The following is a 25,349-nucleotide window of genomic DNA, read 5'->3' as shown; positions in this document are numbered from 1 at the left end:
GAGCAGTTGCGACGCGCTTCAGCGCTCTGTCGCGAGGTGGCGTATATTACGCTTTTCTCTCTCAGAGTCAACCCCGAATTTCAGGATTTTTTCTCTTCAACCGAACCGGCTGTTTCCGTGAAGTGATTCACGTTTGCCGTTTCGATGGAGGCGCATTATAGGGATCCCATTTTTTTGCACAAGCCTTTTTTAGATCTTTTTTACCGACCGTCGGTTTTTCACTCTTTCTGCTGGGATCCTGTGCGATCTGCTTAAATTTTGACGCGTAAAGGGCTTGCGCCGGGCCGCTAAAGCTACCAAAGTCATCCATATCACTTCTGTTTTGACGAGGTAACCATGTCCGCTGTTCTACGTTCTTATAAAGATCTCTATCCTAAAATTGGCCAACGCGTGATGGTTGATGCCACCAGCGTGGTGATCGGCGATGTCAGAGTGGCCGATGATGTCGGCATCTGGCCGCTGGTTGCGATCCGTGGCGATGTGAATTACGTGCAGATTGGTGCCCGCAGCAATATTCAGGATGGTAGCGTGCTGCACGTTACCCATAAATCTTCCTATAACCCGGAAGGTAATCCGCTCATTATTGGTGAAGATGTGACGGTAGGGCATAAAGTGATGCTGCACGGCTGCACCGTGGGTAATAGAGTGCTGGTCGGAATGGGGTCCATTTTGCTTGATGGGGTCGTTGTAGAGGATGACGTCATGATTGGCGCGGGTAGCCTGGTACCACAGAATAAGCGCCTGGCGAGCGGCTTTCTCTATTTAGGCAGCCCGGTTAAACAGATCCGCCCCCTGACGGAGGCGGAGATCGAGGGACTGAAGTACTCAGCCAATAACTATGTGAAATGGAAAGACGACTATCTGGAACAGGCTCAGGAGAGCCACACCCAGCCCTGATCGTCCTCTTGCTGATCCCGGATCAGCTGTTCAGCTTCCTCTTCCAGATCCCAGCGATGTTCCTGAAAAAGCGCCAGCCACTGGGCTGGCGTGTCGCCGCCGAACCGCTTTACTAACGTTTCGGCTTGGATCGCGCAGCTTAGCTGCATGCCGTTAACCAGCGCTGGGAAGCAGACGGCCTGCAGTTCGTCACGCCACGCTTCCCGATCGGGAAATTGAATCGCCTGGTTCACCCCGCCAGCTCCTGTTTGAGCCGTTCAATCACCGGCGCAGTTTCCGGCAGCACGCCGTGCCAGAGCAGCACCGCATGAGCGGCCTGTGCCACCAGCATACCTAACCCGTCCGCCCGCTGTTTTGCACCCTGCTGTTCACACCAGCGCAGGAACGGCGTCTCTCCTTTTTGATAGAACATGTCATAGCAGTGACTATGGCTATCGATCAGTGAGTCAGGGATCGGCGGCGTTTCCCCGCTGATACCGCTGGAAGTCGCATTAATAATAAGATCGAATTCGTGTCCGGTAAGATCCGTCATCGCGACGGCGCTGACGCTGCCGGTATGGGCGAATAGCGTCGCCAGCGCTTCGGCGCGTGAGAATGTCCGGTTGGTTATCGTCACCGCACAGTCGAGAGAGAGCAGCGGCAGCAGCACGCCGCGTGACGCGCCACCTGCGCCAATCAGCAGAATGCGAAAGCCCGGTTTAATAAACCCCAGCCGCTGCAGATCGCTAAGCAGGCCGATACCGTCGGTGTTATCCCCCAGCAGGCGGCCATCCTCAAGACGCTTAAGGGTGTTAACCGCCCCGGCAAGCGCCGCGCGCTCGGTCAGCTCATCCGCCCGGGCAAAGGCTTCTTCTTTAAAGGGAACGGTGACGTTAGCCCCCTTTCCACCCTCAGCGAAAAAAGCGTTTAGCGTCGCAATAAAATCCCCAACGGGAGCCAGAACGCGCCCGTAAGGGTGAGCAATCCGCAACTGCTGGGCAAACTGCTGATGAATAAACGGCGATTTGCTGTGCGCAATGGGATTACCAAAAACGGCGTAGGTTTCCATAGATCACCCCTGGCGAAAACGTTCGCCGGTCAATGCGTCACGGATCTCAGACGGGTTTTCACGCCCGCCGGTTTTCCCTTCTACAACCGGAAACGCCTCGCCAAACTGCGCGCGCACCTCTTCGGTTGTCCGGCACGGCGGCAGCCCGGTGAGATTTGCACTGGTAGAAACCAGCGGTTTGCCGTATGCCTTACATAGCTCCACCACCAGTGGATGATCGGTAACCCGTACGGCCAGGGAGTCAAAACGCCCGGTTAGCCAGCGCGGCGTAGTCGGCTTTGCCGGGAACACAAAGGTTACCGGTCCAGGCCAGCAGGCAAATACCGCCTCTCGCTGGGCATCATTTAATGCCTGCTCATCTATATACGGTTTCAGCTGCTCAAAGCTGGCGGCGATAAGGATCAACCCCTTCTCTACCGGACGTTGTTTTAACGCCAGCAGGCGGTTAACCGCCGTTTCGCTGTCGGGATCGCAGCCGACGCCAAAAACGGCTTCGGTGGGATAGGCGATGACTTCTTCTCTATTCAGTACCGCCACCGCATTTACGATGGAGCCTGAAGGCAGGTTATTATTCACTGTTCTTTTCCGCCGTGACCGGCTTTCCACATTGTTTACTGGCGCAGAAACATTTAATGCCCTGTGCGGTTTTCTTCTCTATTAGCAACGGGTAGTGACACGCCGGACACTCTCCCGCTACCGGTTTAAAATTGATTACAAACTGGCAATCCGGATAGCGATCGCAGGAGTGAAAGGTTTTGCCATAGCGTGAACGCCGCTGAACCAAAGTGCCCTGCTTACACTGCGGGCAGGTAATAGCGGTATCGTCAGGTTTATCGATTGTCTCGGTATGTCCGCATTCGGGATAGTGGCTACAGCCAATAAACATGCCGAAGCGCCCCTGGCGAAGCACTAGAACCGACTGGCAAAGCGGGCACAGCTGGCCCTCCAGAACCTTGACGATATGCCCGTCGGCCTGGCTTTTCAGGGAGCGGACATAGTCACATTCAGGATAGTGGGAACAACCGAGAAACGGCCCGCGTTTCCCGGTCCGAATAACAAGCGGAGCCCCGCACTGCGGGCAGGGCTCTTGATTAGACACCGAAAACAGTGCTGATTTGGCCATAACAACTCTTGATGCTGCGACGATAGTTAGTGCAGCATACCTTCATTCACTTCAAAGAGTAATTCTTCCATCTGCTGATAGGCGTTCTCACACCCCGGGATATTAAAGAGCACCATCAGGATGACCCATTTAAGATCCTCCAGCTCGAACTCTGCCGTATCCAGCGCCAGCACGCGCTCAATCACCATTTCTCGGGTTTCGAGGTTTAGCACCTGAATCTGCTCGAGGAATAACAGGAAACCCCGGCAGCTGGCATCCAGCCGTTCACACTCTTCTGCGGTGTAGATACGCAGAGAGAGAGGGTCTGAGGCAAGCTGCATCGGTTCGGCAAGGCCTTCCTGATAGTCAGCAAGCTTCTCCAGCCACAGTAACGCGTTGTAGATATCCTCACGGTCAAAACCAGCGTCAGTGAGGTCCCGTTCCAGTTTGTCCTGATCCACACGCAGTTCTGCTTCATTGTGGATATAAGTCTCAAACAAATACATTAGTACGTCGAACATGGCTTGCCCTCCTTAATCGGACATAGCCGCCGGGTACAGCTGCGATCCATCCTGCTAACTCCAGTTCGAGTAGCTGGGCCACAATCACTGGCACAGGTTGGCCGGCACGTTCAGCGACGACGTCAACAGGTGTTACCTCATCTCCTACGTTAGCCAGGAGCTCAGGAAATGGCAATGCCGCCGCTTGGTGTTCTGACGAATAAATTGGTTTTTCGTGTGCATTTTGTAGCCAGCGTAAACCCTGTTGTAGATTTTCGAGGATCTCCTCCGGGGTAGTAACCAGCGTTGCGCCCTGCTGGATCAGCCAGTGAGGACCTTCGCTACCCGGGCTGCCTAACGCGCCGGGCAGCGTGAAGACCTCACGCCCCTGATCCATCGCACATCTTGCGGTCACCAGAGAACCGCTGCGCAGGGCAGCTTCTACCACCAGCACGCCCTGGCTAAGGCCGCTGATAATCCGGTTACGCCGGGGAAAGTTACCCGGCCAGGGCGGTGCGGCCAGTGGAAACTCTGACACCAGCGCGCCGCCTGACTCAATAAGCTGTGCCGCCAGTGCGGCATGACGGCGGGGGTAGATCTGTTGCAGGCCGTTACCCAGTACCGCCAGACTCTTGCCGTTGCCGCGCAGGGCGCCGCGATGGGCAATGCCGTCAATCCCTAACGCTAGCCCGCTGGTGATTGTTATGCCGTAAGCCGCGATCCGTTCGCAGAAATAGCGCCCCCACCGTTCGCCATACCATGAGTTTGCTCGACTACCCACTACGGCCAGCTGCGGGGTGGTGAGCAGGTTGACATCCCCCTTCACAAACAGCGCCCCGGGAAAATCGGCAATGGCACGCAGCGCTGGGGGGTAATCCGCATCGCTCGCCAACAGCAGGCGATGCCCAGGCAGAGCCAGCCACGCAAGCGCGCTGTCGATATCGCGGGGAGAGAGAGCATAAAAGCGTGCGCTCTGTTTGGCCGTCAGCCCGGCGAGCGAGAGCGTTTTTGCGTCGAGATGGGGATAAGCTGCTAAATATTGCGCGGCCTCCAGCATCCGTTCGCCGTAGAGCTCGCCGAGATGGATCAGGCGCAGCCAAATCTCTGTCAAAGTCATCCTTGTCCCTTGCCACACGGGGTGGTTGCAATCTTTACGATTGGTCACAGATGCTGTCAATCGGAGGGGGATTTGTCTAGAATAGTGGTAACGATCTTTTCAACTCCTGAACACAACTCCTGGGTATTTATGTCAGTTTTGCACGTGTTACATATTCCGGACGAGCGCCTTCGCAAAGTCGCTGCGCCGGTAAAAGAAGTGAATGCAGACATTCAGCGCATCGTAGATGATATGTTTGAAACGATGTACGCCGAAGAGGGTATTGGCCTTGCCGCCACGCAGGTGGATATCCACCAGCGTATTATTGTCATCGATGTTTCTGAGAACCGCGACGAGCAGCTGGTGCTTATTAACCCGGAGCTGCTGGAAAAGAGCGGCGAAACCGGTATCGAAGAGGGTTGCCTGTCGATCCCTGAACAGCGTGCGCTGATCCCACGGGCCGAAAAAGTAAAAATCCGCGCGCTCGATCGCGAAGGCAAATCCTTTGAGCTGGAAGCCGACGGCCTGCTGGCCATCTGCATTCAGCACGAAATGGATCACCTGGTCGGCAAACTGTTTATCGACTACCTGTCGCCGATGAAGCGTCAGCGCATTCGCCAGAAAGTGGAAAAACTGGACCGCCTGAACGGTCGCGCATAACCGAAGCCAAAAGGATCAACGTGTCGGATTCACTACGTATTATCTTCGCCGGTACGCCTGACTTTGCAGCGCGTCATCTTGATGCGCTGCTGTCATCCGGGCACCAGGTGGTTGGCGTCTTCACTCAACCAGACAGGCCCGCCGGGCGCGGTAAAAAACTGATGCCGAGTCCGGTAAAGGTGCTGGCTGAAGCGAAAGGTTTACCTGTCTATCAGCCCGTCTCTTTGCGCCCGCAGGAGAACCAGCAGCGGGTTGCCGATCTCAACGCTGACGTCATGGTTGTCGTTGCCTATGGCTTAATCCTGCCGAAGGCGGTACTTGATATGCCGCGCCTTGGCTGCATTAACGTTCATGGATCGCTGCTGCCACGCTGGCGCGGCGCGGCGCCCATTCAGCGTTCGCTGTGGGCGGGAGATGCCGAAACGGGCGTCACCATTATGCAGATGGACGTGGGGTTGGACACCGGCGATATGCTCTACACGCTCTCCTGCCCGATTACCGCCGACGACACCAGCGCTTCGCTCTATGACAAGCTTGCCGAACTTGGCCCGCAGGGGTTGATTGAAACCCTGGCCCAGCTGGCAGAGGGTACAGCCCAGCCGCAGGTCCAGGATGAGGCGCTCGTGACCTATGCTGAAAAGCTCAGCAAAGAGGAAGCGCGTATTGACTGGTCACTCTCTGCGGCCCAGCTTGAGCGCTGCATCCGGGCATTTAACCCGTGGCCGATGAGCTGGCTGGAGATCGACGAGCAGCCGGTCAAAGTCTGGAAGGCATCGGTGATTAACCAGCAGACCAGCGCCGAGCCTGGCACCATTGTTGAGGCCAATAAGCAGGGCATTCAGGTTGCGACCGCCGACGGCATTCTGAATCTCGAGTCGCTGCAGCCGGCGGGTAAAAAGGCGATGGGCGCTCAGGACTTACTGAACTCCCGTCGCGACTGGTTTATTCCCGGTCACCGTCTGGCCTGACGGCCCCTACCTTTAACGCCCGGTGTTGCCGGGCATTTTTATTTTTGCGGTTATGAAAAAAACGATCAATTTACGCAGCATGGCAGCGCAGGCCATCGAACAGGTTGTTGAGCAGGGGCAGTCGCTGAGTAACGTCCTCCCTGCCCTGCAACAGAAAGTCTCAGATAAAGATAAAGCCCTGCTCCAGGAGCTCTGCTTCGGCGTGCTGCGCACGCTCTCCCAGATGGAGTGGCTCATCAATAAGCTGATGTCCCGGCCAATGACGGGCAAGCAGCGCACCCTTCACTATTTAATCATGGTTGGGTTTTATCAGCTGCTCTATACCCGCGTTCCGCCGCACGCTGCATTAGCCGAGACGGTAGAGGGGGCGGTAGCGATTAAACGCCCGCAGCTCAAAGGCCTGATCAACGGCGTGCTGCGTCAGTTCCAGCGTCAGCAGGAGCCGCTGCTGGCGGAGTTTGCCACCAGCGAAAGCCGTTTTTTACACCCTGACTGGCTGCTTAAGCGGCTGCAAAAAGCCTATCCGCAGCAGTGGGAGAGCATCGTAGAGGCGAATAACCTACGTCCGCCGATGTGGCTGCGGGTAAACCGTAACCACCACTCCCGCGATGCCTGGCTGGCGTTGCTGCAGGCTTCCGGCCAGGAGGGTTTCCCTCATAGCGACTATCCTGATGCCGTGCGCCTGGCCTCGCCGGCCCCGGTACAGGCCCTGCCCGGCTTCGACCAGGGCTGGGTGACCGTGCAGGATGCCTCTGCCCAGGGCTGCATGAACTTTCTCGAGCCGCAGAACGGCGAACAGATCCTCGATCTCTGTGCGGCTCCCGGCGGTAAAACCACGCATATTCTCGAAGTCGCCCCTGAAGCCCGCGTGCTGGCGGTTGACGTCGACGAGCAGCGCCTCTCCCGCGTCTACGATAACCTGAAGCGTCTGGGGATGAAGGCGCAGGTTAAGCAGGGCGATGGCCGCTTCCCTTCCCAGTGGTGCGGTGATCAGCAGTTCGATCGTATTCTGCTCGATGCCCCCTGCTCAGCTACCGGCGTGATCCGCCGTCATCCGGATATCAAATGGCTGCGCCGCGATCGCGATATTCCGGAATTGGTCCAGCTGCAGTCCGCTATTCTCGACGCCATCTGGCCGCACCTGAAACCGGGCGGTACGCTGGTGTATGCGACCTGTTCCGTCCTGCCGGAGGAGAACAGTCTGCAAATTGCCGCGTTCCTCACGCGTACGCCGGATGCACAGCTGAGCGGTACAGGTACGCCAGCGCAGCCTGGACAGCAAAATCTTCCGGGCGCGGAAGAGGGTGACGGCTTCTATTACGCTAAGCTAATCAAACGGTGATTGAGATGACGGGTCGCAGCTGATGAAGATAATCATTCTGGGTGCAGGACAGGTTGGCGGCACGTTGGCCGAAAACCTGGTCGGTGAAAACAATGACATTACCGTTGTTGATATCAATGGCGATCGCCTGCACATGTTGCAGGATAAATTTGACCTGCGCGTTGTTCAGGGGCATGGCTCCCATCCCCGTGTTTTACGTGAAGCAGGCGCGGACGATGCGGATATGCTGGTTGCCGTAACCAGCTCTGATGAGACCAATATGGTTGCCTGTCAGGTCGCCTACTCGCTGTTCAACACGCCGAACCGCATCGCCCGTATTCGCGCCCCTGACTACGTGCGCGATGCAGACAAACTGTTTAATACCGACGCCGTGCCTATCGATCATCTCATTGCGCCAGAGCAGCTGGTCATCGACAGCATCTATCGCTTGATTGAGTATCCTGGCGCATTGCAGGTCGTTAACTTTGCCGAGGGTAAAGTCAGCCTTGCGGTAGTGAAAGCTTACTACGGCGGTCCGCTGGTGGGTAACGCCCTTTCGATTATGCGCGAGCATATGCCGCATATCGACACCCGGGTTGCGGCCATCTTTCGTCACGACAGGCCGATCCGCCCGCAAGGATCGACCATCGTTGAAGCAGGCGATGAGGTATTTTTTATCGCCGCATCGCAGCATATTCGCGCGGTAATGAGTGAGCTACAGCGTCTCGAAAAACCCTATAAGCGCATCATGCTGGTGGGTGGCGGTAATATTGGCGCAGGGTTGGCGAGCCAGCTGGAGAAGGACTACAGCGTTAAGCTGATCGAGCGCGATCAACGCCGGGCGGCGGAATTGGCCGAGAAGCTGCAAAATACGATCGTCTTCTATGGTGATGCATCGGATCAAGAGCTGCTGGCGGAAGAGCATATCGATCAGGTGGATCTTTTCATTGCCGTTACCAACGACGATGAAGCCAACATTATGTCTGCCATGCTGGCCAAGCGCATGGGTGCGAAAAAAGTGATGGTGCTGATCCAGCGCCGTGCCTACGTTGATCTTGTGCAGGGTAGCGTCATTGATATCGCTATCTCACCGCAGGAAGCAACGATCTCAGCTCTGCTAAGCCACGTGCGTAAAGCAGATATCGTGGGCGTCTCCTCTCTGCGCCGGGGCGTTGCCGAGGCGATCGAGGCCGTTGCCCACGGTGACGAGAGCACTTCCCGCGTCGTGGGTCGGGTAATAGATGAGATCAAGCTGCCGCCGGGAACGATTATCGGAGCGGTTGTGCGCGGCAATGACGTCATGATTGCTAACGATAATTTACGTATTGAGCAGGGCGATCACGTCATCATGTTCCTGACGGATAAAAAGTTTATTACTGATGTTGAACGGCTATTCCAGCCTAGCCCTTTCTTCCTGTAATAACCCCAGCAATGGAAATTAAAGAGACCTTTGTTAGACTTAGTGGGTCTTTGGCATAAGGAGAATAAAATGAGTTTGTTAAAAGAGTTTCGCGCTTTCGCCATGCGCGGCAACGTTATCGATCTGGCTGTCGGGGTCATTATTGGTGCGGCGTTCGGTAAAATTGTCTCGTCGCTGGTTGCCGATATCATTATGCCTCCCCTTGGCCTGCTGATCGGCGGCGTCGATTTCAAACAGTTCGCGTGGACGCTGCGTCCGGCGCAGGGTGACCTTCCGGCCGTTGTCATGCACTACGGTGTCTTCATTCAGAACATTTTCGATTTTCTGATCGTGGCATTTGCGATCTTTATGGCGATCAAGCTGATTAACCGGCTTCATCAGAAGAAGAAAGAAGAACCTAAAGCGCCACCGGCACCCTCTAAAGAGGAGCTACTGCTGACCGAGATCCGCGATCTGCTTAAAGAGCAGAACGGCCGTCCTTAATGGAAAGCCAGCGGCAAAGGTAAGATACGCTTTTGCCGCTGGCCTTTGACCTTGTTAGCAACCCTTCCCTGTCTCACCCTTTATCCCACCCTGCTCCAGCGCCTCCAGAATCGAACAGTAAACGCTGCTATGGGCTGTGCCGCAGCAGGCATCGTTTAGCCGTTGTAGTGAACGGCGCATTACCTGCAACTCGTCAATACGGGCTTCGACCTCACTCAGGCGGGACTGGACAATGCTTTTTGACTCCTGACAGGTGTGGTGCTCGGGATCGATACGGATCGACAGCAGCTCGCGGATCGACTCGAGGGTAAAACCAAGCTGACGCGCATGACGAATAAACTTCAGCCGCTGCAGATCGCCATCGGTATAGAGACGGAAACCGCCCTGGGTTCGCACCTCGTGATCCATCATCTGCTGCTTTTCATAATAGCGAACGGTATCGGGCGTCACCTCTGCGAGCTTCGCCAGCTCTCCAATTCGGTACATAGTTACTCCTCGCCCATTTTTTTCATTAGCTTATCGGCGTACTCGCCGCGCAGAAAATCGGTGCTTAAACCTGCCTGGCGCAGCTGGAGCTCAAGCAGGCTTAACCTGCGGCTGAGTTCCTGATAGTCAGGATGATCTTGCTGTACCGTCTTTAGCAGATCGGCCAACGCCAGAGCCTCTTTACGCTGGGCCAGTTCCGGAGGTAAACAGCCGGCGTTTTTCAGCAATCGGTAACCTGCCCGTAGCTCGGGGGGAACATGCGCGTCATCGTCGAGACGCAGCGGCTCACCGCTACCGGGTAGATTATCAAACTCACCTTGTTGCTGGGCATCGCGAATATGGCGTTCTGCCCACTGATCGAGTAACCACATAGTCGACTCCAGGGGATGAACTCAGGCACAGTGCTATTTTAGCAGGGGAGAGGTGGAGGAAGAGAGAAATAAAAAAACCCGCCGAAGCGGGTCTTTTTATGTTGCTACAGATTACTCTGCAGCAGCTTCTGCTTGCGATTCTGAACGATCAACCAGCTCGATGTATGCCATCGGCGCGTTGTCGCCTGCACGGAAGCCACACTTCAGAATACGAGTGTAACCACCGGCACGGCTCGCGAAACGCGGGCCCAGCTCGTTAAACAGTTTTGCCACGATCTCGTTATCACGAGTACGGGCGAATGCCAGACGACGATTAGCTACGCTATCAGTCTTGGCAAGAGTAATCAGCGGCTCAACTACGCGGCGCAGCTCTTTCGCTTTAGGCAGGGTCGTCTTGATGATCTCATGACGAACCAGTGAACCTGCCATATTGCGGAACATAGCCTGGCGATGGCTGCTGTTGCGGTTCAGTTGACGACCACTCTTACGATGGCGCATGACCTTATCCTTCTCAGTAAAACCTTAACCTGTGATCCGGTTACTCGTCAGCAATGCTTGCCGGCGGCCAGTTTTCCAGGCGCATGCCCAGAGACAGACCACGGGAGGCCAGCACGTCTTTAATCTCGGTAAGAGATTTTTTACCCAGGTTAGGCGTTTTAAGTAGCTCAACCTCGGTACGCTGTACCAGATCACCGATATAGTGGATAGCTTCTGCTTTAAGGCAGTTAGCAGAGCGGACAGTCAATTCCAGATCGTCAACAGGGCGCAGCAGGATCGGATCGAATTCTGGTTTCTCTTCTTTCACTTCCGGCTGACGTACATCACGTAAGTCAACGAAAGCTTCCAGTTGTTCTGCCAGGATGGTTGCCGCACGACGAATCGCCTCTTCAGGATCGATTGTGCCGTTGGTTTCCATTTCGATGACCAGCTTGTCCAGGTCGGTACGCTGCTCTACACGCGCTGCTTCAACATTGTAGGCAATACGCTCTACAGGGCTATAGCATGCGTCGACCAGCAGACGGCCAATCGGGCGCTCATCTTCTTCCGAATGAATTCGGGCAGAAGCCGGCACATAACCACGACCGCGCTGAACTTTGATACGCATGCTAATAGATGCGTTCTCATCGGTCAGGTGGCAGATCACGTGCTGCGGCTTGACGATTTCGACATCACCGTCGTGGGTGATGTCGGCTGCAGTCACAGGGCCAATGCCAGATTTATTCAGGGTAAGAATAACATCATCTTTACCTTGAACTCTCACCGCCAGCCCTTTCAGGTTGAGCAGGATCTCCAGGATATCTTCCTGAACGCCTTCTTTGGTGCTGTACTCATGCAGTACACCATCAATCTCAACCTCGGTCACCGCACAACCCGGCATCGATGAGAGCAGAATACGGCGCAGTGCGTTACCCAGAGTATGGCCAAAGCCACGCTCTAAAGGCTCAAGGGTCACCTTGGCGTGCGTCGAACTCACTTGCTCGATATCTACCAGGCGCGGTTTTAGAAACTCTGTCACAGAACCCTGCATTGTGTCCTCTCTTTGGTACTAAGCTTTACTTGGAGTAAAGCTCGACGATCAGGTGTTCGTTAATGTCCGCAGACAGATCAGAACGCTCAGGCTTGCGCTTGTACGTACCTTCCATCTTGCCAGCATCAACTTCCAGCCAGGTTGGCTTTTCACGCTGCTCAGCCAACTCCAGAGCGGCCTTCACGCGAGATTGCTTTTTGGCTTTCTCACGGATGCTAACTACGTCATTCGGAGTTACCTGATAAGAAGCGATGTTAACAACGCGGCCGTTTACCATGATTGCTTTATGGCTAACGAGCTGACGTGCTTCCGCGCGAGTTGCGCCAAAGCCCATACGGTATACTACGTTGTCCAGACGACCTTCGAGCAGAGCCAGCAGGTTTTCACCCGTGTTGCCTTTCAGACGAGCTGCTTCTTTATAGTAGTTACGGAACTGACGCTCCAGAACACCGTACATACGGCGAACTTTCTGCTTTTCACGCAACTGTACACCATAGTCAGACAGACGCGGTTTACGCGCACCGTGCTGGCCAGGAGCTTGTTCAATTTTACACTTGGTATCGATCGCGCGAACGCCAGACTTAAGGAATAAGTCGGTGCCCTCACGACGGCTCAGCTTGAGCTTAGGACCCAAATATCTTGCCATTTTCTTTCTCCAACAAACCTGGAAACGACAGCGTTATACGCGGCGTTTTTTCGGCGGACGACAACCGTTATGAGGGATCGGAGTCACATCAGTAATGTTAGTGATGCGGAAACCAGCGGCGTTCAGAGCACGAATAGTAGATTCGCGGCCTGGACCCGGACCTTTAACCATAACTTCCAGATTCTTGATACCGTATTCTTTTACGGCGTCAGCGCAACGCTCTGCTGCAACCTGAGCTGCGAACGGAGTGGATTTGCGAGAACCACGGAAACCGGAACCACCGGCTGTTGCCCAACCCAGCGCATTACCCTGACGATCGGTAATAGTTACGATGGTGTTGTTAAAAGAAGCATGGACATGAGCCACGCCGTCAGAGACTTGTTTTCTTACACGCTTACGTGCACGAACTGGTGCCTTTGCCATTATTCAATCACCCCGATTATTTCTTGATCGGTTTGCGCGGACCCTTACGGGTACGTGCGTTGGTCTTAGTACGCTGACCGCGCACTGGCAGACCACGACGATGACGCAAACCGCGATAGCAACCAAGGTCCATAAGGCGCTTGATGCTCATGCTAACTTCACGGCGCAGATCACCTTCAACGACAAATTTGGCAACTTCGTCACGCAGCGTGTCGATTTGTTCTTCAGACAGCTCACTGATCTTAACATCTTCAGCGATACCCGCAGAAGCCAGAATGGCTTTAGAACGGGTCTTGCCGACACCGTAGATCGAAGTTAATGCGATCACGGCGTGTTTCTGATCAGGAATGTTAATGCCTGCTATACGGGCCACTATGCACTCCTACTATTTAATATGTACGCACCATGCTGAAAAGCCCGTTTTCAGGATACTCAAATGGAAACGTACAGACATACAAAAGATTGGCTGGCTAATCTAGCCAGCTCAACCCAACTTTGCAAGAAAAATATGCGAAATAATCAGCCTTGGCGCTGTTTATGCTTCGGCTCGGCACTGCAAATCACGCGGATGACGCCATCACGCTTAACGATTTTGCAGTTACGGCATAATTTCTTGACGGAAGCACGAACTTTCATTTTTACTCTCCGTAACTTCTCGAGCGACCTTTAGCGGCTATAGCCTTTCAGGTTCGCCTTCTTCAATGCAGACTCATACTGACTCGACATCATCAGAGTTTGCACTTGAGCCATAAAGTCCATAATCACGACAACAACGATGAGCAGTGAGGTTCCACCGAAGTAGAACGGTACTTTCATTGCATCACGCATGAACTCCGGGATCAGGCAGATAAAGGTAATGTAGAGCGCACCGACCAGAGTCAGGCGGGTCATTACTTTATCGATGTACTTCGCCGTTTGTTCTCCCGGACGAATTCCTGGTACAAATGCACCGGACTTCTTCAGGTTATCTGCTGTTTCACGCGGGTTGAAAACCAACGCCGTGTAGAAGAAACAGAAGAAGATGATTGCAGTCGCATAGAGTAACACATAAAGCGGTTGCCCAGGCTGCAAATACAGCGAAATTGTTGTCAGCCAGTTCCAACCAGTACCGTTCCCGAACCATGACGCGATGGTCGCTGGGAACAGGATAATACTGGAAGCGAAGATTGCCGGGATTACCCCCGCCATATTCACTTTCAGCGGTAAATGTGTGCTCTGTGCAGCATAGACACGACGGCCCTGTTGGCGTTTCGCGTAGTTTACCACAATGCGGCGTTGACCACGTTCAACAAACACAACAAAGAACGTCACTGCAAATACTAATACTGCAACCAACAGCAACAGGAGGAAGTGCAGGTCGCCTTGACGCGCTTGCTCGATCGTATGGGCAATGGCTGGCGGGAGTCCCGCAACGATACCAGCGAAGATAATGATCGAGATACCGTTGCCGATACCACGTTCAGTAATCTGTTCGCCGAGCCACATCAGGAACATTGTTCCTGTGACCAGACTTACAACAGCGGTGAAATAGAATGCAAAGCCTGGATTCATTACCAGGCCCTGCATACCAGGCATATTCGGAAGACCGGTAGCAATACCGATCGACTGGAATATTGCCAGCACCAGAGTGCCGTAACGGGTGTACTGGCTGATCTTACGACGACCAGACTCCCCTTCTTTCTTCAGCTCTGCCAGCGGTGGGTAAACCACCGTTAACAGCTGGACAATAATAGAGGCCGAAATATACGGCATAATGCCCAGCGCAAAGATTGAAGCTCGGCTGAGAGCACCACCAGAGAACATGTTGAACATCTCAATGATGGTGCCTCGCTGTTGCTCAAGCAGTTTGGCAAGTACAGCGGCATCAATACCAGGGATCGGAATAAAAGAGCCAATACGGAACACAATCAGCGCACCGATTACAAACAGCAGTCTGCGTTTCAGCTCGCCTAAGCCACCTTTGGCACTTTGAAAATCTAATCCCGGTTGTTTAGCCATCTGCTACTTATTCCTCGATTTTACCACCAGCAGCTTCGATAGCAGCACGAGCGCCTTTAGTAACACGCAGGCCACGAACAGTTACCGGAGTAGAAACTTCACCAGACAGGATCACTTTCGCGAACTCGATCTGGATACCGATAATGTTTGCCGCTTTCAGCGTGTTCAGGTCAACTACGTCGCCTTCTACTTTAGCCAGATCGGACAGACGAACTTCTGCCGTGATCATTGCTTTACGCGAAGTGAAACCGAATTTCGGCAGACGACGGTACAGAGGCATCTGACCACCCTCGAAACCGCGACGTACGCCACCGCCAGAACGAGAGTTCTGACCTTTGTGACCACGACCACCGGTTTTACCGAGGCCAGAACCGATACCACGACCCAGGCGTTTACCCGCCTTTTTAGAGCCTTCGGCCGGAGACAGAGTATTTAAACGCATCTCTTACTCCTCAACTTTAACCATGAAGGAAATCGCGTTGACCATACCACGAACAGCAGGAGTATCCTCGCGCTCTACGGTGTGACCAATACGACGCAGACCCAGGCCAAGCAGCGTTGCCTTGTGTTTCGGCAGACGACCGATTGCACTGCGGGTTTGAGTAATTTTAATAGTCTTTGCCATGGCTTATTTCCCCAGAATTTCTTCAACGGATTTACCACGCTTGGCAGCGACCATTTCTGGAGAATTCATATTTTCCAGGCCGTCGATAGTTGCACGAACCACGTTGATCGGGTTGGTGGAACCATAGGCTTTAGCCAGAACGTTATGAACCCCAGCGACTTCCAGAACGGCGCGCATTGCACCACCGGCGATGATACCGGTACCTTCTGAAGCCGGCTGCATGAATACACGAGAACCCGTGTGCACACCTTTAACCGGGTGCTGCAGGGTGCCGTGGTTCAGCGCGACGTTAATCATGTTGCGACGGGCTTTTTCCATCGCTTTCTGGATCGCTGCTGGAACTTCACGCGCTTTACCGTAACCAAAACCAACGCGACCGTTACCATCGCCTACTACAGTCAGAGCTGTGAAGGAGAAAATACGACCACCTTTTACGGTTTTAGATACGCGGTTAACCGCGATCAGCTTTTCCTGCAGTTCGCCAGCTTGTTTTTCGATGTGTGACATCTTACACCTCTACCTTAGAACTGAAGGCCAGCTTCACGGGCAGCATCTGCCAGTGCCTGGACACGACCATGATATTGGAACCCGGAACGGTCAAAAGAAACATCTTTGATGCCTTTTTCCAGAGCGCGTTCTGCAACAGCTTTACCTACAGCTGCGGCGGCGTCTTTGTTTCCGGTGAACTTCAGTTGTTCAGCGATAGCTTTTTCTACAGTAGAAGCAGCTACCAGAACTTCAGAACCATTCGGAGCAATTACCTGTGCGTAAATGTGACGCGGGGTACGATGTACCACCAGGCGAGTTGCACCCAGCTCCTGGAGCTTGCGGCGTGCGCGGGTCGCACGACGGATACGAGCAGATTTCTTATCCATAGTGTTACCTTACTTCTTCTTAGCCTCTTTGGTACGCACGACTTCGTCGGCGTAACGAACACCCTTGCCTTTGTAAGGCTCAGGACGACGGTAGGCGCGCAGATCTGCTGCAACCTGGCCGATCACCTGCTTATCAGCGCCTTTCAGCACGATTTCAGTCTGAGTCGGACATTCTGCGGTGATCCCCGCTGGCAGCTGATGCTCAACAGGATGCGAGAAACCCAGAGACAGGTTTACTGCATTCCCTTTGACTGCTGCACGATAACCTACACCAACCAGCTGCAGCTTCTTAGTGAAGCCTTCGGTAACACCGATAACCATTGAATTCAGCAGGGCACGCGCGGTACCAGCCTGAGCCCAACCATCCACGTAACCATCACGCGGACCGAAGGTCAGTGCGTTATCTGCATGATTCACTTCAACAGCATCGTTGAGAGTACGAGTCAGCTCGCCGTTTTTACCTTTGATCGTAATAACCTGACCGTTGATTTTTACATCAACGCCGGCAGGAACAACGACCGGTGCTTTAGCAACACGAGACATTTTTTCCTCCGATTAGGCTACGTAGCAGATAATTTCGCCACCAAGACCAGCTTGGCGCGCTGCACGATCAGTCATAACACCTTTAGAGGTAGAAACAACTGCGATACCCAGACCCGCCATAACTTTCGGCAGCTCATCTTTTTTCTTATAGATGCGCAGACCTGGGCGGCTGACACGCTGAATGCTTTCTACAACAGCTTTGCCCTGGAAGTACTTCAGAGTCACTTCCAGTTCAGGCTTGGTGTCGCCTTCAACTTTAAATTCTTCAATAAAACCTTCTTCCTTCAGCACGTTGGCAATTGCCACTTTCAGCTTGGAGGAAGGCATGGTGACCGCAGCTTTGTTCGCGGCCTGACCGTTACGGATACGGGTCAGCATATCCGCGATCGGATCTTGCATGCTCATCTGTCTTTACTCCCGTGATTCAATTGGTGACAATTACCAGCTAGCCTTTTTAAGACCCGGGATTTCACCGCGCATAGCGGCTTCACGGACCTTAATACGGCTCAACCCGAACTTCCGCAGGAAAGCGTGCGGACGACCAGTTTGACGGCAGCGGTTACGCTGACGAGACGGGCTGGAATCACGCGGCAGAGTCTGCAGCTTCAGAACTGCGTTCCAACGATCTTCGTCGGAAGCGTTCACATCAGAGATGATAGCTTTCAGTTCAGCGCGTTTAGCGAAGAATTTATCAGCTAAAGCTACGCGTTTTACTTCGCGTGCTTTCATTGATTGCTTAGCCATTCAGTAACCCTACCTTACTTGCGGAACGGGAAGTCAAAGGCAGCCAGCAGAGCACGGCCTTCTTCATCAGATTTCGCAGTAGTGGTGATGGTAATATCCAAACCACGCACGCGATCGACTTTGTCGTAATCGATTTCTGGGAAGATGATCTGCTCACGGACACCCATGCTGTAGTTACCACGACCATCGAATGACTTAGCGGACAGGCCACGGAAGTCACGAATACGCGGTACAGCAATAGTGATCAGGCGCTCAAAGAACTCCCACATGCGTTCGCCACGCAGAGTTACTTTACAGCCGATCGGATAGCCCTGACGGATTTTGAAGCCTGCAACAGATTTGCGTGCTTTGGTGACAAACGGCTTTTGACCGGAGATTGCTGCCAGGTCAGCTACTGCGTTATCCAGCAGCTTCTTGTCAGCGATCGCTTCACCAACACCCATGTTCAGGGTGATCTTCTCGACCCGAGGGACTTGCATGACAGAATTGTAGCTAAACTCAGTCATGAGTTTGTTAACTACTTCGTCTTTGTAGTAATCATGCAGTTTCGCCATCGTACTACTCCAAATTACTTGATAGTTTCGCTGTTAGACTTGAAGAAACGGACTTTTTTGCCGTCTTCGAATCTAAAGCCTACACGGTCAGCCTTGCCGGTTGCCGCATTGAAGATTGCAACGTTAGAGATCTGAATAGCTGCTTCTTTCTCTACGATGCCGCCTGGCTGGTTCAGGGCCGGAACCGGCTTCTGATGTTTCTTAACCAGGTTGATACCTTCAACGACGATTTTGCCGGAAGACAGAACATTTTTTACTTTACCGCGCTTACCTTTATCTTTACCGGTTAACACGATAACTTCGTCATCACGACGGATTTTAGCTGCCATGATTCGCTCCTTAGAGTACTTCTGGTGCCAGAGAGATAATTTTCATGAACTTTTCAGTACGAAGTTCACGAGTTACCGGCCCAAAAATACGCGTACCGATAGGCTGCTCGCTGTTATTGTTCAGAATAACGCATGCATTACCATCGAAGCGAATGACAGAACCGTCCGGGCGACGAACACCCTTCTTGGTGCGCACCACTACCGCCTTCAGCACATCACCTTTTTTGACCTTACCACGCGGAATTGCTTCCTTGATGGTGATCTTGATGATGTCGCCTACGCCTGCGTAGCGACGGTGCGAGCCACCCAGAACCTTGATACACATTACGCGACGTGCACCGGAGTTGTCGGCGACGTTCAGCATAGTCTGTTCTTGGATCATTTCAGTGCTCCGCTAATGTCAACTACTACTTTGGGACCCAAAATCTCGGGTCATTAAAAAGCCCCATATCGAGGGCGCGGCATTATAACACCGCTTTCTGCGTATGGGTAGAAAAAATAAACGGCCCATTGCTGGACCGTCTATCTTGAGAGAGCGTACTGTATTACAGAACCGCTTTCTCTACAACGCGAACCAGAGTCCAGGACTTAGTCTTGGACAGCGGACGGCATTCACGGATTTCAACCTTGTCGCCGATACCACATTCGTTGTTCTCGTCATGTACGTGCAGTTTGGTCGTACGCTTGATGAATTTACCGTAGATCGGGTGTTTCACAAAACGTTCGATAGCAACAACGATGGATTTCTCCATTTTATCGCTAACAACGCGACCTTGCAGAGTACGGATTTTATCGGTCATTACGCACCCGCCTTCTCAGTCAGTAAAGTCTTAACGCGTGCGACATCACGACGCACTTGCTTCAACAGGTGAGACTGTTGCAGCTGGCCACTTGCTGCCTGCATACGCAGGTTGAACTGCTCACGCAGCAGGTTCAGCAGCTCGGTGTTCAGCTCTTCAACACTCTTCTCACGCAGCTCTTTTGCTTTCATTACATCACCGTCTTAGTTACAAAGGTGGTTTTAATCGGCAGTTTCGCTGCTGCCAGGCTGAATGCTTCACGGGCCAGCTCTTCAGGAACACCGTCCATTTCATACAGGACTTTACCTGGCTGAATCAAGGCAACCCAATACTCCACGTTACCTTTACCTTTACCCATACGAACTTCCAGCGGCTTCTCAGTGATCGGTTTGTCCGGGAATACACGGATCCAGATCTTACCTTGACGCTTAACTGCACGGGTCATAGCACGACGTGCTGCTTCGATCTGACGGGCAGTCAGACGACCACGGCCAACAGCTTTCAGACCGAAAGTGCCGAAGCTAACATCCGTACCCTGCGCCAGACCACGGTTGCGGCCTTTGTGCACTTTACGGAATTTTGTACGCTTTGGTTGTAACATCAGCGACGCTCCTTATTTACGGCCTTTACGCTGCTGCTTTTTAGGTTGAGCAGCCGGTTCCGGTTGTTCAACAGCAGCCATACCACCCAGGATCTCACCTTTGAAGATCCATACCTTAACGCCGATTACACCATAAGTGGTGTGCGCTTCAGAGGTGTTGTAGTCGATGTCCGCACGCAGCGTGTGCAGCGGAACGCGACCTTCGCGGTACCATTCGGTACGTGCGATTTCCGCGCCGCCCAGACGGCCGCTAACTTCAACTTTGATACCTTTAGCGCCCAGACGCATTGCGTTCTGTACAGCACGCTTCATTGCACGGCGGAACATCACACGACGCTCCAGCTGTGAAGTGATGCTGTCAGCAACCAGTTTTGCGTCCAGTTCAGGCTTACGCACTTCGGCGATGTTGATCTGTGCAGGAACGCCAGCGATATCCGCTACGACCTTGCGCAGTTTTTCTACGTCTTCGCCTTTCTTACCGATAACGATACCCGGGCGAGCGGTGTGAATGGTCACACGGATGCTCTTAGCCGGACGCTCGATAACGATACGAGATACAGACGCTTTAGCCAGTTCCTTAGTCAGGTACTGACGTACTTTAAAATCGCTGTCCAGGTTGTCAGCGAATTCTTTGGTGTTCGCAAACCAGGTTGAGTTCCATGGTTTTACAATACCCAGGCGAATACCATTAGGATGTACTTTCTGACCCATTGCTAGTCTCCAGAGTCTCAGCGATCGGACACAACCACAGTGATGTGGCTGGTGCGCTTCAGGATGCGATCTGCACGACCTTTCGCACGCGGCATAATGCGCTTCATGCTCGGGCCTTCGTCTACGAAAATTTTCGCAACTTTCAGATCGTCAATGTCAGCGCCATCGTTGTGTTCAGCGTTAGCAATGGCAGATTCCAGTACCTTCTTAACCAATACCGCAGCTTTCTTGTTGGTATAGGTCAGGATGTCCAGGGCCTGCGACACTTTCTTACCGCGAATCAGGTCAGCAACAAGGCGAACCTTCTGAGCAGAAGAACGAGCATGGCGATGTTGAGCTAAAGTTTCCATCTCTTCCTCCTACCTTATTTCTTCTTCGCTTTTTTATCAGCAGCGTGGCCGCGATAAGTACGAGTCGGTGCGAATTCACCCAGTTTGTGACCAACCATTTCGTCGGAAACAAAGACTGGAACGTGCTGACGACCATTATGGACAGCGATGGTCAAACCGATCATGTTAGGAAAGATCGTTGAACGACGGGACCAAGTGCGCAGGGGCTTCTTGTCTCCGCTTTCCACCGCTTTCTCTACCTTCTTCAGCAAGTGCAGGTCAATAAAAGGACCTTTCTTGAGAGAACGTGGCATGGCTTATCCTCTAAAATTATTTGCTACGGCGACGTACGATAAATTTATCAGTACGCTTGTTGCTGCGGGTCTTCTTACCTTTGGTCTGAACGCCCCACGGAGTTACCGGGTGCTTACCAAAGTTACGACCTTCACCACCACCATGTGGGTGGTCGACTGGGTTCATCGCAGTACCGCGAACGGTAGGACGAACACCACGCCAGCGTGCAGCACCTGCTTTACCCAGAACGCGCAGCATATGCTCAGCATTGCCAACTTCGCCCAGGGTAGCGCGGCAGTCTGCTTCGACTTTACGCATTTCACCAGAACGCAGACGCAGGGTGACATAAGCACCGTCGCGCGCAACGATCTGAACGTAAGTACCAGCAGAACGCGCCAGCTGACCGCCTTTACCTGGTTTCATTTCTACGTTATGAACGGTAGAACCAACCGGGATGTTGCGCATCGGCAGGGTGTTACCCGCTTTGATTGCAGCATCAACGCCAGACTGAATCTGGTCGCCCGCTTTCAGGCCTTTAGGGGCCAGGATGTAACGACGTTCGCCATCTTTGTACAGAACCAGCGCGATGTTCGCGGAGCGGTTCGGATCGTACTCAAGACGTTCAACAGTCGCCGGGATACCATCTTTGTTGCGTTTGAAGTCAACAATACGATAAGCCTGCTTATGGCCGCCACCGATGTGACGAGTGGTGATACGACCATTGTTGTTACGACCACCGGATTTGCTGTTTTTTTCAACCAGCGGAGCAAAAGGTTTGCCCTTATGCAGCTCAGGGTTAACCACTTTAACAACGTGGCGACGACCCGGAGATGTCGGTTTACACTTAACAACTGCCATTGTATTACTCCTCCGACTTACTCAGCGCCGCCAACGAAGTCCAGGTTCTGGCCTTCTTTCAGGGTGACGTAAGCTTTTTTCCAGTCGCTACGACGACCGATACGCTGTCCGTGACGTTTAACTTTCCCTTTAACAACCAGGGTGTTAACGACTTCGACTTCGACTTCAAACAGTTTCTGCACAGCAGCTTTGATCTCTGCTTTAGTCGCGTCTTTAGCAACTTTGAGCACGATGGTGTTAGTTTTTTCCATCGCAGTAGACGCTTTTTCAGAAACGTGCGGCGCACGAAGCACCTTCAGCAGACGTTCTTCACGAATCATGCCAGCATCTCCTCAACTTGCTTAACAGCCTCAGCAGTCATTACGACTTTGTCGAAGGCGATCAGGCTAACCGGGTCGATACCTGCTGCGTCACGTACGTCAACCTTGTGCAGGTTACGTGCGGCCAGGAACAGGTTCTCGTCCAGCTCACCGGTGATGATCAGCACATCTTCCAGAGCCATGTCTTTCAGTTTCTGAGCCAGAAGCTTGGTTTTCGGCGCTTCCAGAGAGAACTGCTCGACAACGATCAGACGATCCTGACGTACCAGCTCGGACAGGATGCTTTTCAGCGCGCCGCGGTACATCTTTTTGTTAACTTTTTGACTGTGGTCCTGCGGACGCGCAGCGAAGGTCACGCCACCTGAACGCCAGATCGGGCTCTTAACAGAACCTGAACGCGCACGGCCGGTGCCTTTCTGACGCCACGGTTTTTTACCGGAACCAGTTACTTCAGCACGAGTCTTCTGAGCACGAGTACCCTGACGAGCACCAGCTGCATAAGCAACAACAACCTGGTGAACCAGCGCTTCGTTGAAATCACGACCGAAGGTAGTTTCGGAAACAGTCAGCGCGCTTTGCGCGTCTTTCAATACTAATTCCATTGCTATCCCCTTACGCCTTCACAGCTGGTTTAACGATCAGGTCGCTACCGGTAGCACCCGGAACAGCACCCTTAACCAGCAGCAGGTTGCGCTCAGCGTCAACACGTACTACGTCTAGGCTCTGAACGGTTACACGTTCGTTGCCCAGCTGACCTGCCATCTTCTTGCCTTTGAACACTTTGCCCGGAGTCTGGTTCTGACCGATAGAACCCGGAACGCGGTGGGACAAGGAGTTACCGTGAGTCGCGTCCTGGGTACGGAAGTTCCAGCGCTTAACGGTACCGGCGAAACCTTTACCCTTAGAGGTACCGGTTACGTCAACTTTTTTAACTTCAGCAAACAGCTCAACGCTGATGTCCTGACCTACGGTGTACTCTTCGCCTTCAGCAAGACGGAATTCCCACAGACCACGGCCAGCTTCAACGCCAGCTTTAGCAAAGTGACCAGCTTCAGGCTTGGTTACACGGTTAGCTTTTTTAGCACCGGTAGTGACCTGAACGGCACGGTAGCCATCGTTAGCCAGATCTTTGATCTGAGTAACGCGGTTTGCTTCAACTTCGATTACGGTTACTGGGATAGAGACGCCATCTTCAGTGAAGATGCGGGTCATACCCACTTTTTTACCGACTAAACCAATCATTGTATCAACCTCTCAATCGCTCGATGACCTGATTAACCCAGGCTGATCTGCACGTCTACACCGGCAGCCAGGTCCAGACGCATCAGAGCATCAACGGTTTTCTCGGTTGGCTCAACGATGTCAACCAGACGCTTGTGAGTGCGAATTTCGTACTGATCGCGCGCGTCTTTGTTAACGTGCGGAGAGATCAGAACGGTAAAGCGCTCTTTGCGGGTCGGCAGCGGGATCGGACCACGAACCTGCGCACCAGTGCGCTTGGCAGTCTCGACGATTTCCGCGGTTGATTGATCGATCAGACGATGATCAAACGCTTTAAGACGGATACGGATTCTTTGGTTCTGCATGAGACCAGAGCTCCAATTATTTATAGACGAAATAGTTACTCCTCAAACCCATTACGATTGATGGGAGAGTGTAACCGTTCTTACAGAGTTCCCCAATTGGGAACATTGTCTGGTATCGCTTACGCAGTACCGGTGGTTCATATCGAACCGCTGTCTATATTAGACAAGCCCGCGCATTATACGTAAAACTGGCATTAACGCAAGGGTCGTGTAGAAAATAAGCACCAGATAGAAAAAACCCGCCGCCGTTAGCCAGCTGCGGGTTCGATAATAGGGTAGTACGCGTTGTACGGTGCGGCTACTTCGCCTGCTCTCTGAGCTGCGACTGCAGGTAGTTCTGTAGACCAATTTTTGTAATCAGATCCAGCTCGGTCTCCAGCCAGTCGATATGCCCCTCTTCATCCGCGAGGATCTCTATCATCATATCGCGGCTGACGTAGTCATGAACGCTATCGGCATAGGCGATGGCTTCACGCAGATCTTTAGCGCCCTCAAGTTCAAGGTTCAGGTCAGAGCGCAGCATCTCCTCTACGTCTTCACCGATCCCCAGCTTGCCGAGGTCCTGCAGGTTTGGAATGCCTTCAAGAAACAGAATACGCTCGATGTACTTATCGGCGTGCTTCATCTCATCTATGGATTCGTGATATTCGACATCGTTGAGGCGGGTAAGGCCCCAGTTTTTGAACATACGGGCATGAAGAAAATACTGATTGATTGCGACAAGCTCATTTCCCAATAATTTATTGAGATAACTTATGATTCTGACATCACCTTTCATTATTAGTCCCTCCGCTTCCACTAAGTGAAGCGTAGATGGCGCTACCGGGATGTCAAAAAAAGATTTTCGCTTATGCGATCTCCTGGTATTCAGGAATTTGCATCAGCTCGTTCTGCATGATCTCGCGGGCCGCACGGACGCACTTGCCGCACTGGTTCCCGACCGGGATAAACTTACGCAGCTGCTGGAAGGATTGGGGGCGGAACTGGCGCACGGCCTGACGAATTGTTTTATCACTTACCCCATTACACAAACAGACGTACATAATCGCTCCCGTTCAATTTATGCGCAGAGTGTAAATGAGAATAGTTATGATTACAATAGCAGAAAGCGGAAAGCAGAACGCAAAAAAGGACGCCGAAGCGTCCTTTTTTATTCAGGGATAATTAATTATTAGCCCAGAACTTTAGCAACAACGCCCGCGCCAACGGTACGGCCGCCTTCACGGATTGCGA

At 53.0% G+C, this 25,349-nt stretch carries 45 protein-coding genes; 6 read left to right on the top strand and 39 right to left on the bottom strand.

Going from position 1 to position 25,349, the window contains the following annotated elements; genetic code table 11:
* Window positions 1-127: 127 nt before the first annotated feature.
* A complete protein-coding gene (locus RTX96_RS20580; RefSeq protein ID WP_103821908.1) occupies window positions 128-310 on the bottom strand; it encodes a hypothetical protein in 183 nt (60 codons plus the stop codon).
* 26 nt (window positions 311-336) lie between these two features.
* Between RTX96_RS20580 and RTX96_RS20575 the strand changes: the two genes are divergently transcribed.
* Complete coding sequence (locus RTX96_RS20575; protein ID WP_103821907.1) at window positions 337-897, top strand: gamma carbonic anhydrase family protein; 561 nt, start codon at window positions 337-339, stop codon at window positions 895-897.
* Here the strand turns inward: RTX96_RS20575 and RTX96_RS20570 are convergent.
* From RTX96_RS20570 to dprA, 6 genes are read right to left on the bottom strand one after another with little or no spacing between them, the layout of a single operon-like run.
* A complete protein-coding gene (locus tag RTX96_RS20570) occupies window positions 873-1,130 on the bottom strand; it encodes a DUF1488 domain-containing protein (protein WP_103821906.1) in 258 nt (85 codons plus the stop codon). The two genes, RTX96_RS20575 and RTX96_RS20570, sit on opposite strands and share 25 nt — an antisense overlap.
* On the bottom strand, window positions 1,127-1,945 hold the full coding sequence (gene aroE / locus RTX96_RS20565; RefSeq protein WP_103821905.1) for a shikimate dehydrogenase: 819 nt from the start codon (window positions 1,943-1,945) through the stop codon (window positions 1,127-1,129). Before aroE ends, RTX96_RS20570 begins: the two co-directional genes overlap by 4 nt.
* A 3-nt stretch (window positions 1,946-1,948) precedes the next feature.
* The gene (gene tsaC / locus RTX96_RS20560) at window positions 1,949-2,521 is read right to left on the bottom strand and encodes an L-threonylcarbamoyladenylate synthase type 1 TsaC (RefSeq protein ID WP_103821904.1); all 573 of its coding nucleotides are present in this window, start codon (window positions 2,519-2,521) and stop codon (window positions 1,949-1,951) included.
* Window positions 2,514-3,068, bottom strand: coding sequence for a topoisomerase DNA-binding C4 zinc finger domain-containing protein (locus tag RTX96_RS20555; RefSeq protein WP_312671906.1), 555 nt, complete (start codon window positions 3,066-3,068; stop codon window positions 2,514-2,516). Before RTX96_RS20555 ends, tsaC begins: the two co-directional genes overlap by 8 nt.
* Window positions 3,069-3,094: 26 nt before the next feature.
* Window positions 3,095-3,568, bottom strand: a complete 474-nt coding sequence (smg, locus tag RTX96_RS20550; RefSeq protein ID WP_042395982.1) for a DUF494 family protein Smg — start codon at window positions 3,566-3,568, stop codon at window positions 3,095-3,097.
* A complete protein-coding gene (gene dprA, locus RTX96_RS20545) occupies window positions 3,540-4,664 on the bottom strand; it encodes a DNA-protecting protein DprA (protein WP_312671905.1) in 1,125 nt (374 codons plus the stop codon). Before dprA ends, smg begins: the two co-directional genes overlap by 29 nt.
* 129 nt (window positions 4,665-4,793) lie before the next feature.
* Here dprA and def point away from each other — a divergent pair, with 129 nt between their 5' ends.
* From def to mscL, 5 genes are all read left to right on the top strand, one after another.
* Window positions 4,794-5,303: a peptide deformylase gene (def, locus tag RTX96_RS20540; RefSeq protein WP_103821901.1), complete on the top strand. Its 510-nt coding sequence runs from the start codon at window positions 4,794-4,796 to the stop codon at window positions 5,301-5,303.
* 20 nt (window positions 5,304-5,323) lie between these two features.
* On the top strand, window positions 5,324-6,271 hold the full coding sequence (gene fmt, locus RTX96_RS20535; RefSeq protein ID WP_312671904.1) for a methionyl-tRNA formyltransferase: 948 nt from the start codon (window positions 5,324-5,326) through the stop codon (window positions 6,269-6,271).
* 52 nt (window positions 6,272-6,323) lie between these two features.
* Window positions 6,324-7,613 carry a 16S rRNA (cytosine(967)-C(5))-methyltransferase RsmB gene (rsmB, locus tag RTX96_RS20530; protein ID WP_103821909.1) on the top strand — a complete coding sequence of 430 codons (1,290 nt, stop codon included), beginning with the start codon at window positions 6,324-6,326 and terminating at the stop codon, window positions 7,611-7,613.
* Between the two features lie 22 nt (window positions 7,614-7,635).
* On the top strand, window positions 7,636-9,012 hold the full coding sequence (gene trkA / locus RTX96_RS20525) for a Trk system potassium transporter TrkA (RefSeq protein ID WP_103821899.1): 1,377 nt from the start codon (window positions 7,636-7,638) through the stop codon (window positions 9,010-9,012).
* Window positions 9,013-9,081: 69 nt separating this feature from the next.
* Entirely contained in the window at window positions 9,082-9,495 is a 414-nt protein-coding gene (gene mscL / locus RTX96_RS20520; protein WP_103821898.1) for a large-conductance mechanosensitive channel protein MscL, read from the top strand.
* 54 nt (window positions 9,496-9,549) lie between these two features.
* Here mscL and zntR read toward each other — a convergent pair whose 3' ends face one another.
* From zntR to bfd, 32 genes are all read right to left on the bottom strand, one after another.
* Complete coding sequence (gene zntR / locus RTX96_RS20515; RefSeq protein WP_103821897.1) at window positions 9,550-9,981, bottom strand: Zn(2+)-responsive transcriptional regulator; 432 nt, start codon at window positions 9,979-9,981, stop codon at window positions 9,550-9,552.
* 2 nt (window positions 9,982-9,983) lie between these two features.
* The gene (locus RTX96_RS20510) at window positions 9,984-10,352 is read right to left on the bottom strand and encodes a DUF1992 domain-containing protein (protein WP_103821896.1); all 369 of its coding nucleotides are present in this window, start codon (window positions 10,350-10,352) and stop codon (window positions 9,984-9,986) included.
* A 111-nt stretch (window positions 10,353-10,463) separates the two neighbouring features.
* Window positions 10,464-10,850: a 50S ribosomal protein L17 gene (gene rplQ, locus RTX96_RS20505; RefSeq protein ID WP_042395993.1), complete on the bottom strand. Its 387-nt coding sequence runs from the start codon at window positions 10,848-10,850 to the stop codon at window positions 10,464-10,466.
* A gap of 40 nt (window positions 10,851-10,890) precedes the next feature.
* Window positions 10,891-11,880: a DNA-directed RNA polymerase subunit alpha gene (locus tag RTX96_RS20500; RefSeq protein ID WP_034461761.1), complete on the bottom strand. Its 990-nt coding sequence runs from the start codon at window positions 11,878-11,880 to the stop codon at window positions 10,891-10,893.
* 25 nt (window positions 11,881-11,905) lie between these two features.
* Complete coding sequence (gene rpsD, locus RTX96_RS20495; RefSeq protein WP_021265666.1) at window positions 11,906-12,526, bottom strand: 30S ribosomal protein S4; 621 nt, start codon at window positions 12,524-12,526, stop codon at window positions 11,906-11,908.
* A gap of 33 nt (window positions 12,527-12,559) precedes the next feature.
* Window positions 12,560-12,949 (bottom strand): 30S ribosomal protein S11, encoded by a 390-nt coding sequence (gene rpsK, locus RTX96_RS20490; RefSeq protein ID WP_034899652.1) that lies wholly within the window; start codon window positions 12,947-12,949, stop codon window positions 12,560-12,562.
* Between the two features lie 16 nt (window positions 12,950-12,965).
* Window positions 12,966-13,322, bottom strand: a complete 357-nt coding sequence (gene rpsM / locus RTX96_RS20485; protein WP_042396003.1) for a 30S ribosomal protein S13 — start codon at window positions 13,320-13,322, stop codon at window positions 12,966-12,968.
* Between the two features lie 146 nt (window positions 13,323-13,468).
* Entirely contained in the window at window positions 13,469-13,585 is a 117-nt protein-coding gene (rpmJ, locus tag RTX96_RS20480) for a 50S ribosomal protein L36 (RefSeq protein WP_000868187.1), read from the bottom strand.
* Window positions 13,586-13,615: 30 nt separating this feature from the next.
* On the bottom strand, window positions 13,616-14,947 hold the full coding sequence (secY, locus tag RTX96_RS20475; RefSeq protein WP_042396006.1) for a preprotein translocase subunit SecY: 1,332 nt from the start codon (window positions 14,945-14,947) through the stop codon (window positions 13,616-13,618).
* A 7-nt stretch (window positions 14,948-14,954) separates the two neighbouring features.
* The gene (rplO, locus tag RTX96_RS20470) at window positions 14,955-15,389 is read right to left on the bottom strand and encodes a 50S ribosomal protein L15 (RefSeq protein WP_039076819.1); all 435 of its coding nucleotides are present in this window, start codon (window positions 15,387-15,389) and stop codon (window positions 14,955-14,957) included.
* Window positions 15,390-15,392: 3 nt separating this feature from the next.
* Window positions 15,393-15,572, bottom strand: coding sequence for a 50S ribosomal protein L30 (gene rpmD, locus RTX96_RS20465; RefSeq protein ID WP_103821895.1), 180 nt, complete (start codon window positions 15,570-15,572; stop codon window positions 15,393-15,395).
* Window positions 15,573-15,575: 3 nt separating this feature from the next.
* On the bottom strand, window positions 15,576-16,079 hold the full coding sequence (gene rpsE, locus RTX96_RS20460) for a 30S ribosomal protein S5 (RefSeq protein ID WP_042396015.1): 504 nt from the start codon (window positions 16,077-16,079) through the stop codon (window positions 15,576-15,578).
* A gap of 14 nt (window positions 16,080-16,093) precedes the next feature.
* Window positions 16,094-16,447 (bottom strand): 50S ribosomal protein L18, encoded by a 354-nt coding sequence (gene rplR, locus RTX96_RS20455; RefSeq protein WP_042396018.1) that lies wholly within the window; start codon window positions 16,445-16,447, stop codon window positions 16,094-16,096.
* 9 nt (window positions 16,448-16,456) lie between these two features.
* Window positions 16,457-16,990 carry a 50S ribosomal protein L6 gene (rplF, locus tag RTX96_RS20450; RefSeq protein ID WP_103821894.1) on the bottom strand — a complete coding sequence of 178 codons (534 nt, stop codon included), beginning with the start codon at window positions 16,988-16,990 and terminating at the stop codon, window positions 16,457-16,459.
* A gap of 12 nt (window positions 16,991-17,002) precedes the next feature.
* The gene (gene rpsH, locus RTX96_RS20445; protein WP_042396027.1) at window positions 17,003-17,395 is read right to left on the bottom strand and encodes a 30S ribosomal protein S8; all 393 of its coding nucleotides are present in this window, start codon (window positions 17,393-17,395) and stop codon (window positions 17,003-17,005) included.
* 33 nt (window positions 17,396-17,428) lie between these two features.
* Window positions 17,429-17,734 (bottom strand): 30S ribosomal protein S14, encoded by a 306-nt coding sequence (rpsN, locus tag RTX96_RS20440; protein WP_042396030.1) that lies wholly within the window; start codon window positions 17,732-17,734, stop codon window positions 17,429-17,431.
* A gap of 14 nt (window positions 17,735-17,748) precedes the next feature.
* Window positions 17,749-18,288: a 50S ribosomal protein L5 gene (rplE, locus tag RTX96_RS20435; protein ID WP_103821893.1), complete on the bottom strand. Its 540-nt coding sequence runs from the start codon at window positions 18,286-18,288 to the stop codon at window positions 17,749-17,751.
* A gap of 14 nt (window positions 18,289-18,302) precedes the next feature.
* Window positions 18,303-18,617: a 50S ribosomal protein L24 gene (gene rplX, locus RTX96_RS20430; protein ID WP_042396035.1), complete on the bottom strand. Its 315-nt coding sequence runs from the start codon at window positions 18,615-18,617 to the stop codon at window positions 18,303-18,305.
* A 10-nt stretch (window positions 18,618-18,627) separates the two neighbouring features.
* Window positions 18,628-18,999: a 50S ribosomal protein L14 gene (gene rplN, locus RTX96_RS20425; protein WP_002919748.1), complete on the bottom strand. Its 372-nt coding sequence runs from the start codon at window positions 18,997-18,999 to the stop codon at window positions 18,628-18,630.
* A 163-nt stretch (window positions 19,000-19,162) separates the two neighbouring features.
* Window positions 19,163-19,417: a 30S ribosomal protein S17 gene (gene rpsQ, locus RTX96_RS20420; protein WP_002438707.1), complete on the bottom strand. Its 255-nt coding sequence runs from the start codon at window positions 19,415-19,417 to the stop codon at window positions 19,163-19,165.
* Complete coding sequence (gene rpmC, locus RTX96_RS20415) at window positions 19,417-19,608, bottom strand: 50S ribosomal protein L29 (RefSeq protein ID WP_000644742.1); 192 nt, start codon at window positions 19,606-19,608, stop codon at window positions 19,417-19,419. The genes rpsQ and rpmC overlap by 1 nt, the downstream gene beginning before the upstream one ends.
* A complete protein-coding gene (gene rplP / locus RTX96_RS20410; protein ID WP_004926449.1) occupies window positions 19,608-20,018 on the bottom strand; it encodes a 50S ribosomal protein L16 in 411 nt (136 codons plus the stop codon). The genes rpmC and rplP overlap by 1 nt, the downstream gene beginning before the upstream one ends.
* Before the next feature lie 12 nt (window positions 20,019-20,030).
* Complete coding sequence (gene rpsC / locus RTX96_RS20405) at window positions 20,031-20,729, bottom strand: 30S ribosomal protein S3 (RefSeq protein WP_006817277.1); 699 nt, start codon at window positions 20,727-20,729, stop codon at window positions 20,031-20,033.
* A 17-nt stretch (window positions 20,730-20,746) separates the two neighbouring features.
* Entirely contained in the window at window positions 20,747-21,079 is a 333-nt protein-coding gene (rplV, locus tag RTX96_RS20400) for a 50S ribosomal protein L22 (protein WP_002919773.1), read from the bottom strand.
* A 14-nt stretch (window positions 21,080-21,093) separates the two neighbouring features.
* On the bottom strand, window positions 21,094-21,372 hold the full coding sequence (gene rpsS / locus RTX96_RS20395; RefSeq protein ID WP_001138115.1) for a 30S ribosomal protein S19: 279 nt from the start codon (window positions 21,370-21,372) through the stop codon (window positions 21,094-21,096).
* A 16-nt stretch (window positions 21,373-21,388) separates the two neighbouring features.
* Window positions 21,389-22,210, bottom strand: coding sequence for a 50S ribosomal protein L2 (gene rplB / locus RTX96_RS20390; RefSeq protein WP_021265682.1), 822 nt, complete (start codon window positions 22,208-22,210; stop codon window positions 21,389-21,391).
* A gap of 17 nt (window positions 22,211-22,227) precedes the next feature.
* Entirely contained in the window at window positions 22,228-22,530 is a 303-nt protein-coding gene (rplW, locus tag RTX96_RS20385; RefSeq protein ID WP_000617546.1) for a 50S ribosomal protein L23, read from the bottom strand.
* Window positions 22,527-23,132: a 50S ribosomal protein L4 gene (gene rplD, locus RTX96_RS20380; RefSeq protein ID WP_042396046.1), complete on the bottom strand. Its 606-nt coding sequence runs from the start codon at window positions 23,130-23,132 to the stop codon at window positions 22,527-22,529. Before rplD ends, rplW begins: the two co-directional genes overlap by 4 nt.
* A 10-nt stretch (window positions 23,133-23,142) precedes the next feature.
* Window positions 23,143-23,772 (bottom strand): 50S ribosomal protein L3, encoded by a 630-nt coding sequence (gene rplC, locus RTX96_RS20375; protein ID WP_103821892.1) that lies wholly within the window; start codon window positions 23,770-23,772, stop codon window positions 23,143-23,145.
* 32 nt (window positions 23,773-23,804) lie between these two features.
* Window positions 23,805-24,116: a 30S ribosomal protein S10 gene (rpsJ, locus tag RTX96_RS20370; RefSeq protein WP_001181005.1), complete on the bottom strand. Its 312-nt coding sequence runs from the start codon at window positions 24,114-24,116 to the stop codon at window positions 23,805-23,807.
* Between the two features lie 298 nt (window positions 24,117-24,414).
* The gene (gene bfr, locus RTX96_RS20365) at window positions 24,415-24,894 is read right to left on the bottom strand and encodes a bacterioferritin (RefSeq protein WP_103821891.1); all 480 of its coding nucleotides are present in this window, start codon (window positions 24,892-24,894) and stop codon (window positions 24,415-24,417) included.
* A gap of 70 nt (window positions 24,895-24,964) precedes the next feature.
* On the bottom strand, window positions 24,965-25,159 hold the full coding sequence (bfd, locus tag RTX96_RS20360) for a bacterioferritin-associated ferredoxin (protein WP_021265642.1): 195 nt from the start codon (window positions 25,157-25,159) through the stop codon (window positions 24,965-24,967).
* Window positions 25,160-25,349: the final 190 nt, after the last annotated feature.

The sequence above is a fragment of the Pseudescherichia sp. genome, from assembly GCF_032052675.1.
In the GTDB taxonomy this organism is placed as follows: Bacteria; Pseudomonadota; Gammaproteobacteria; order Enterobacterales; family Enterobacteriaceae; genus Pseudescherichia.
The sequence above is the reverse complement of the archived record's forward strand: the minus strand, read 5'-3'. Positions and strand labels throughout refer to the sequence as shown.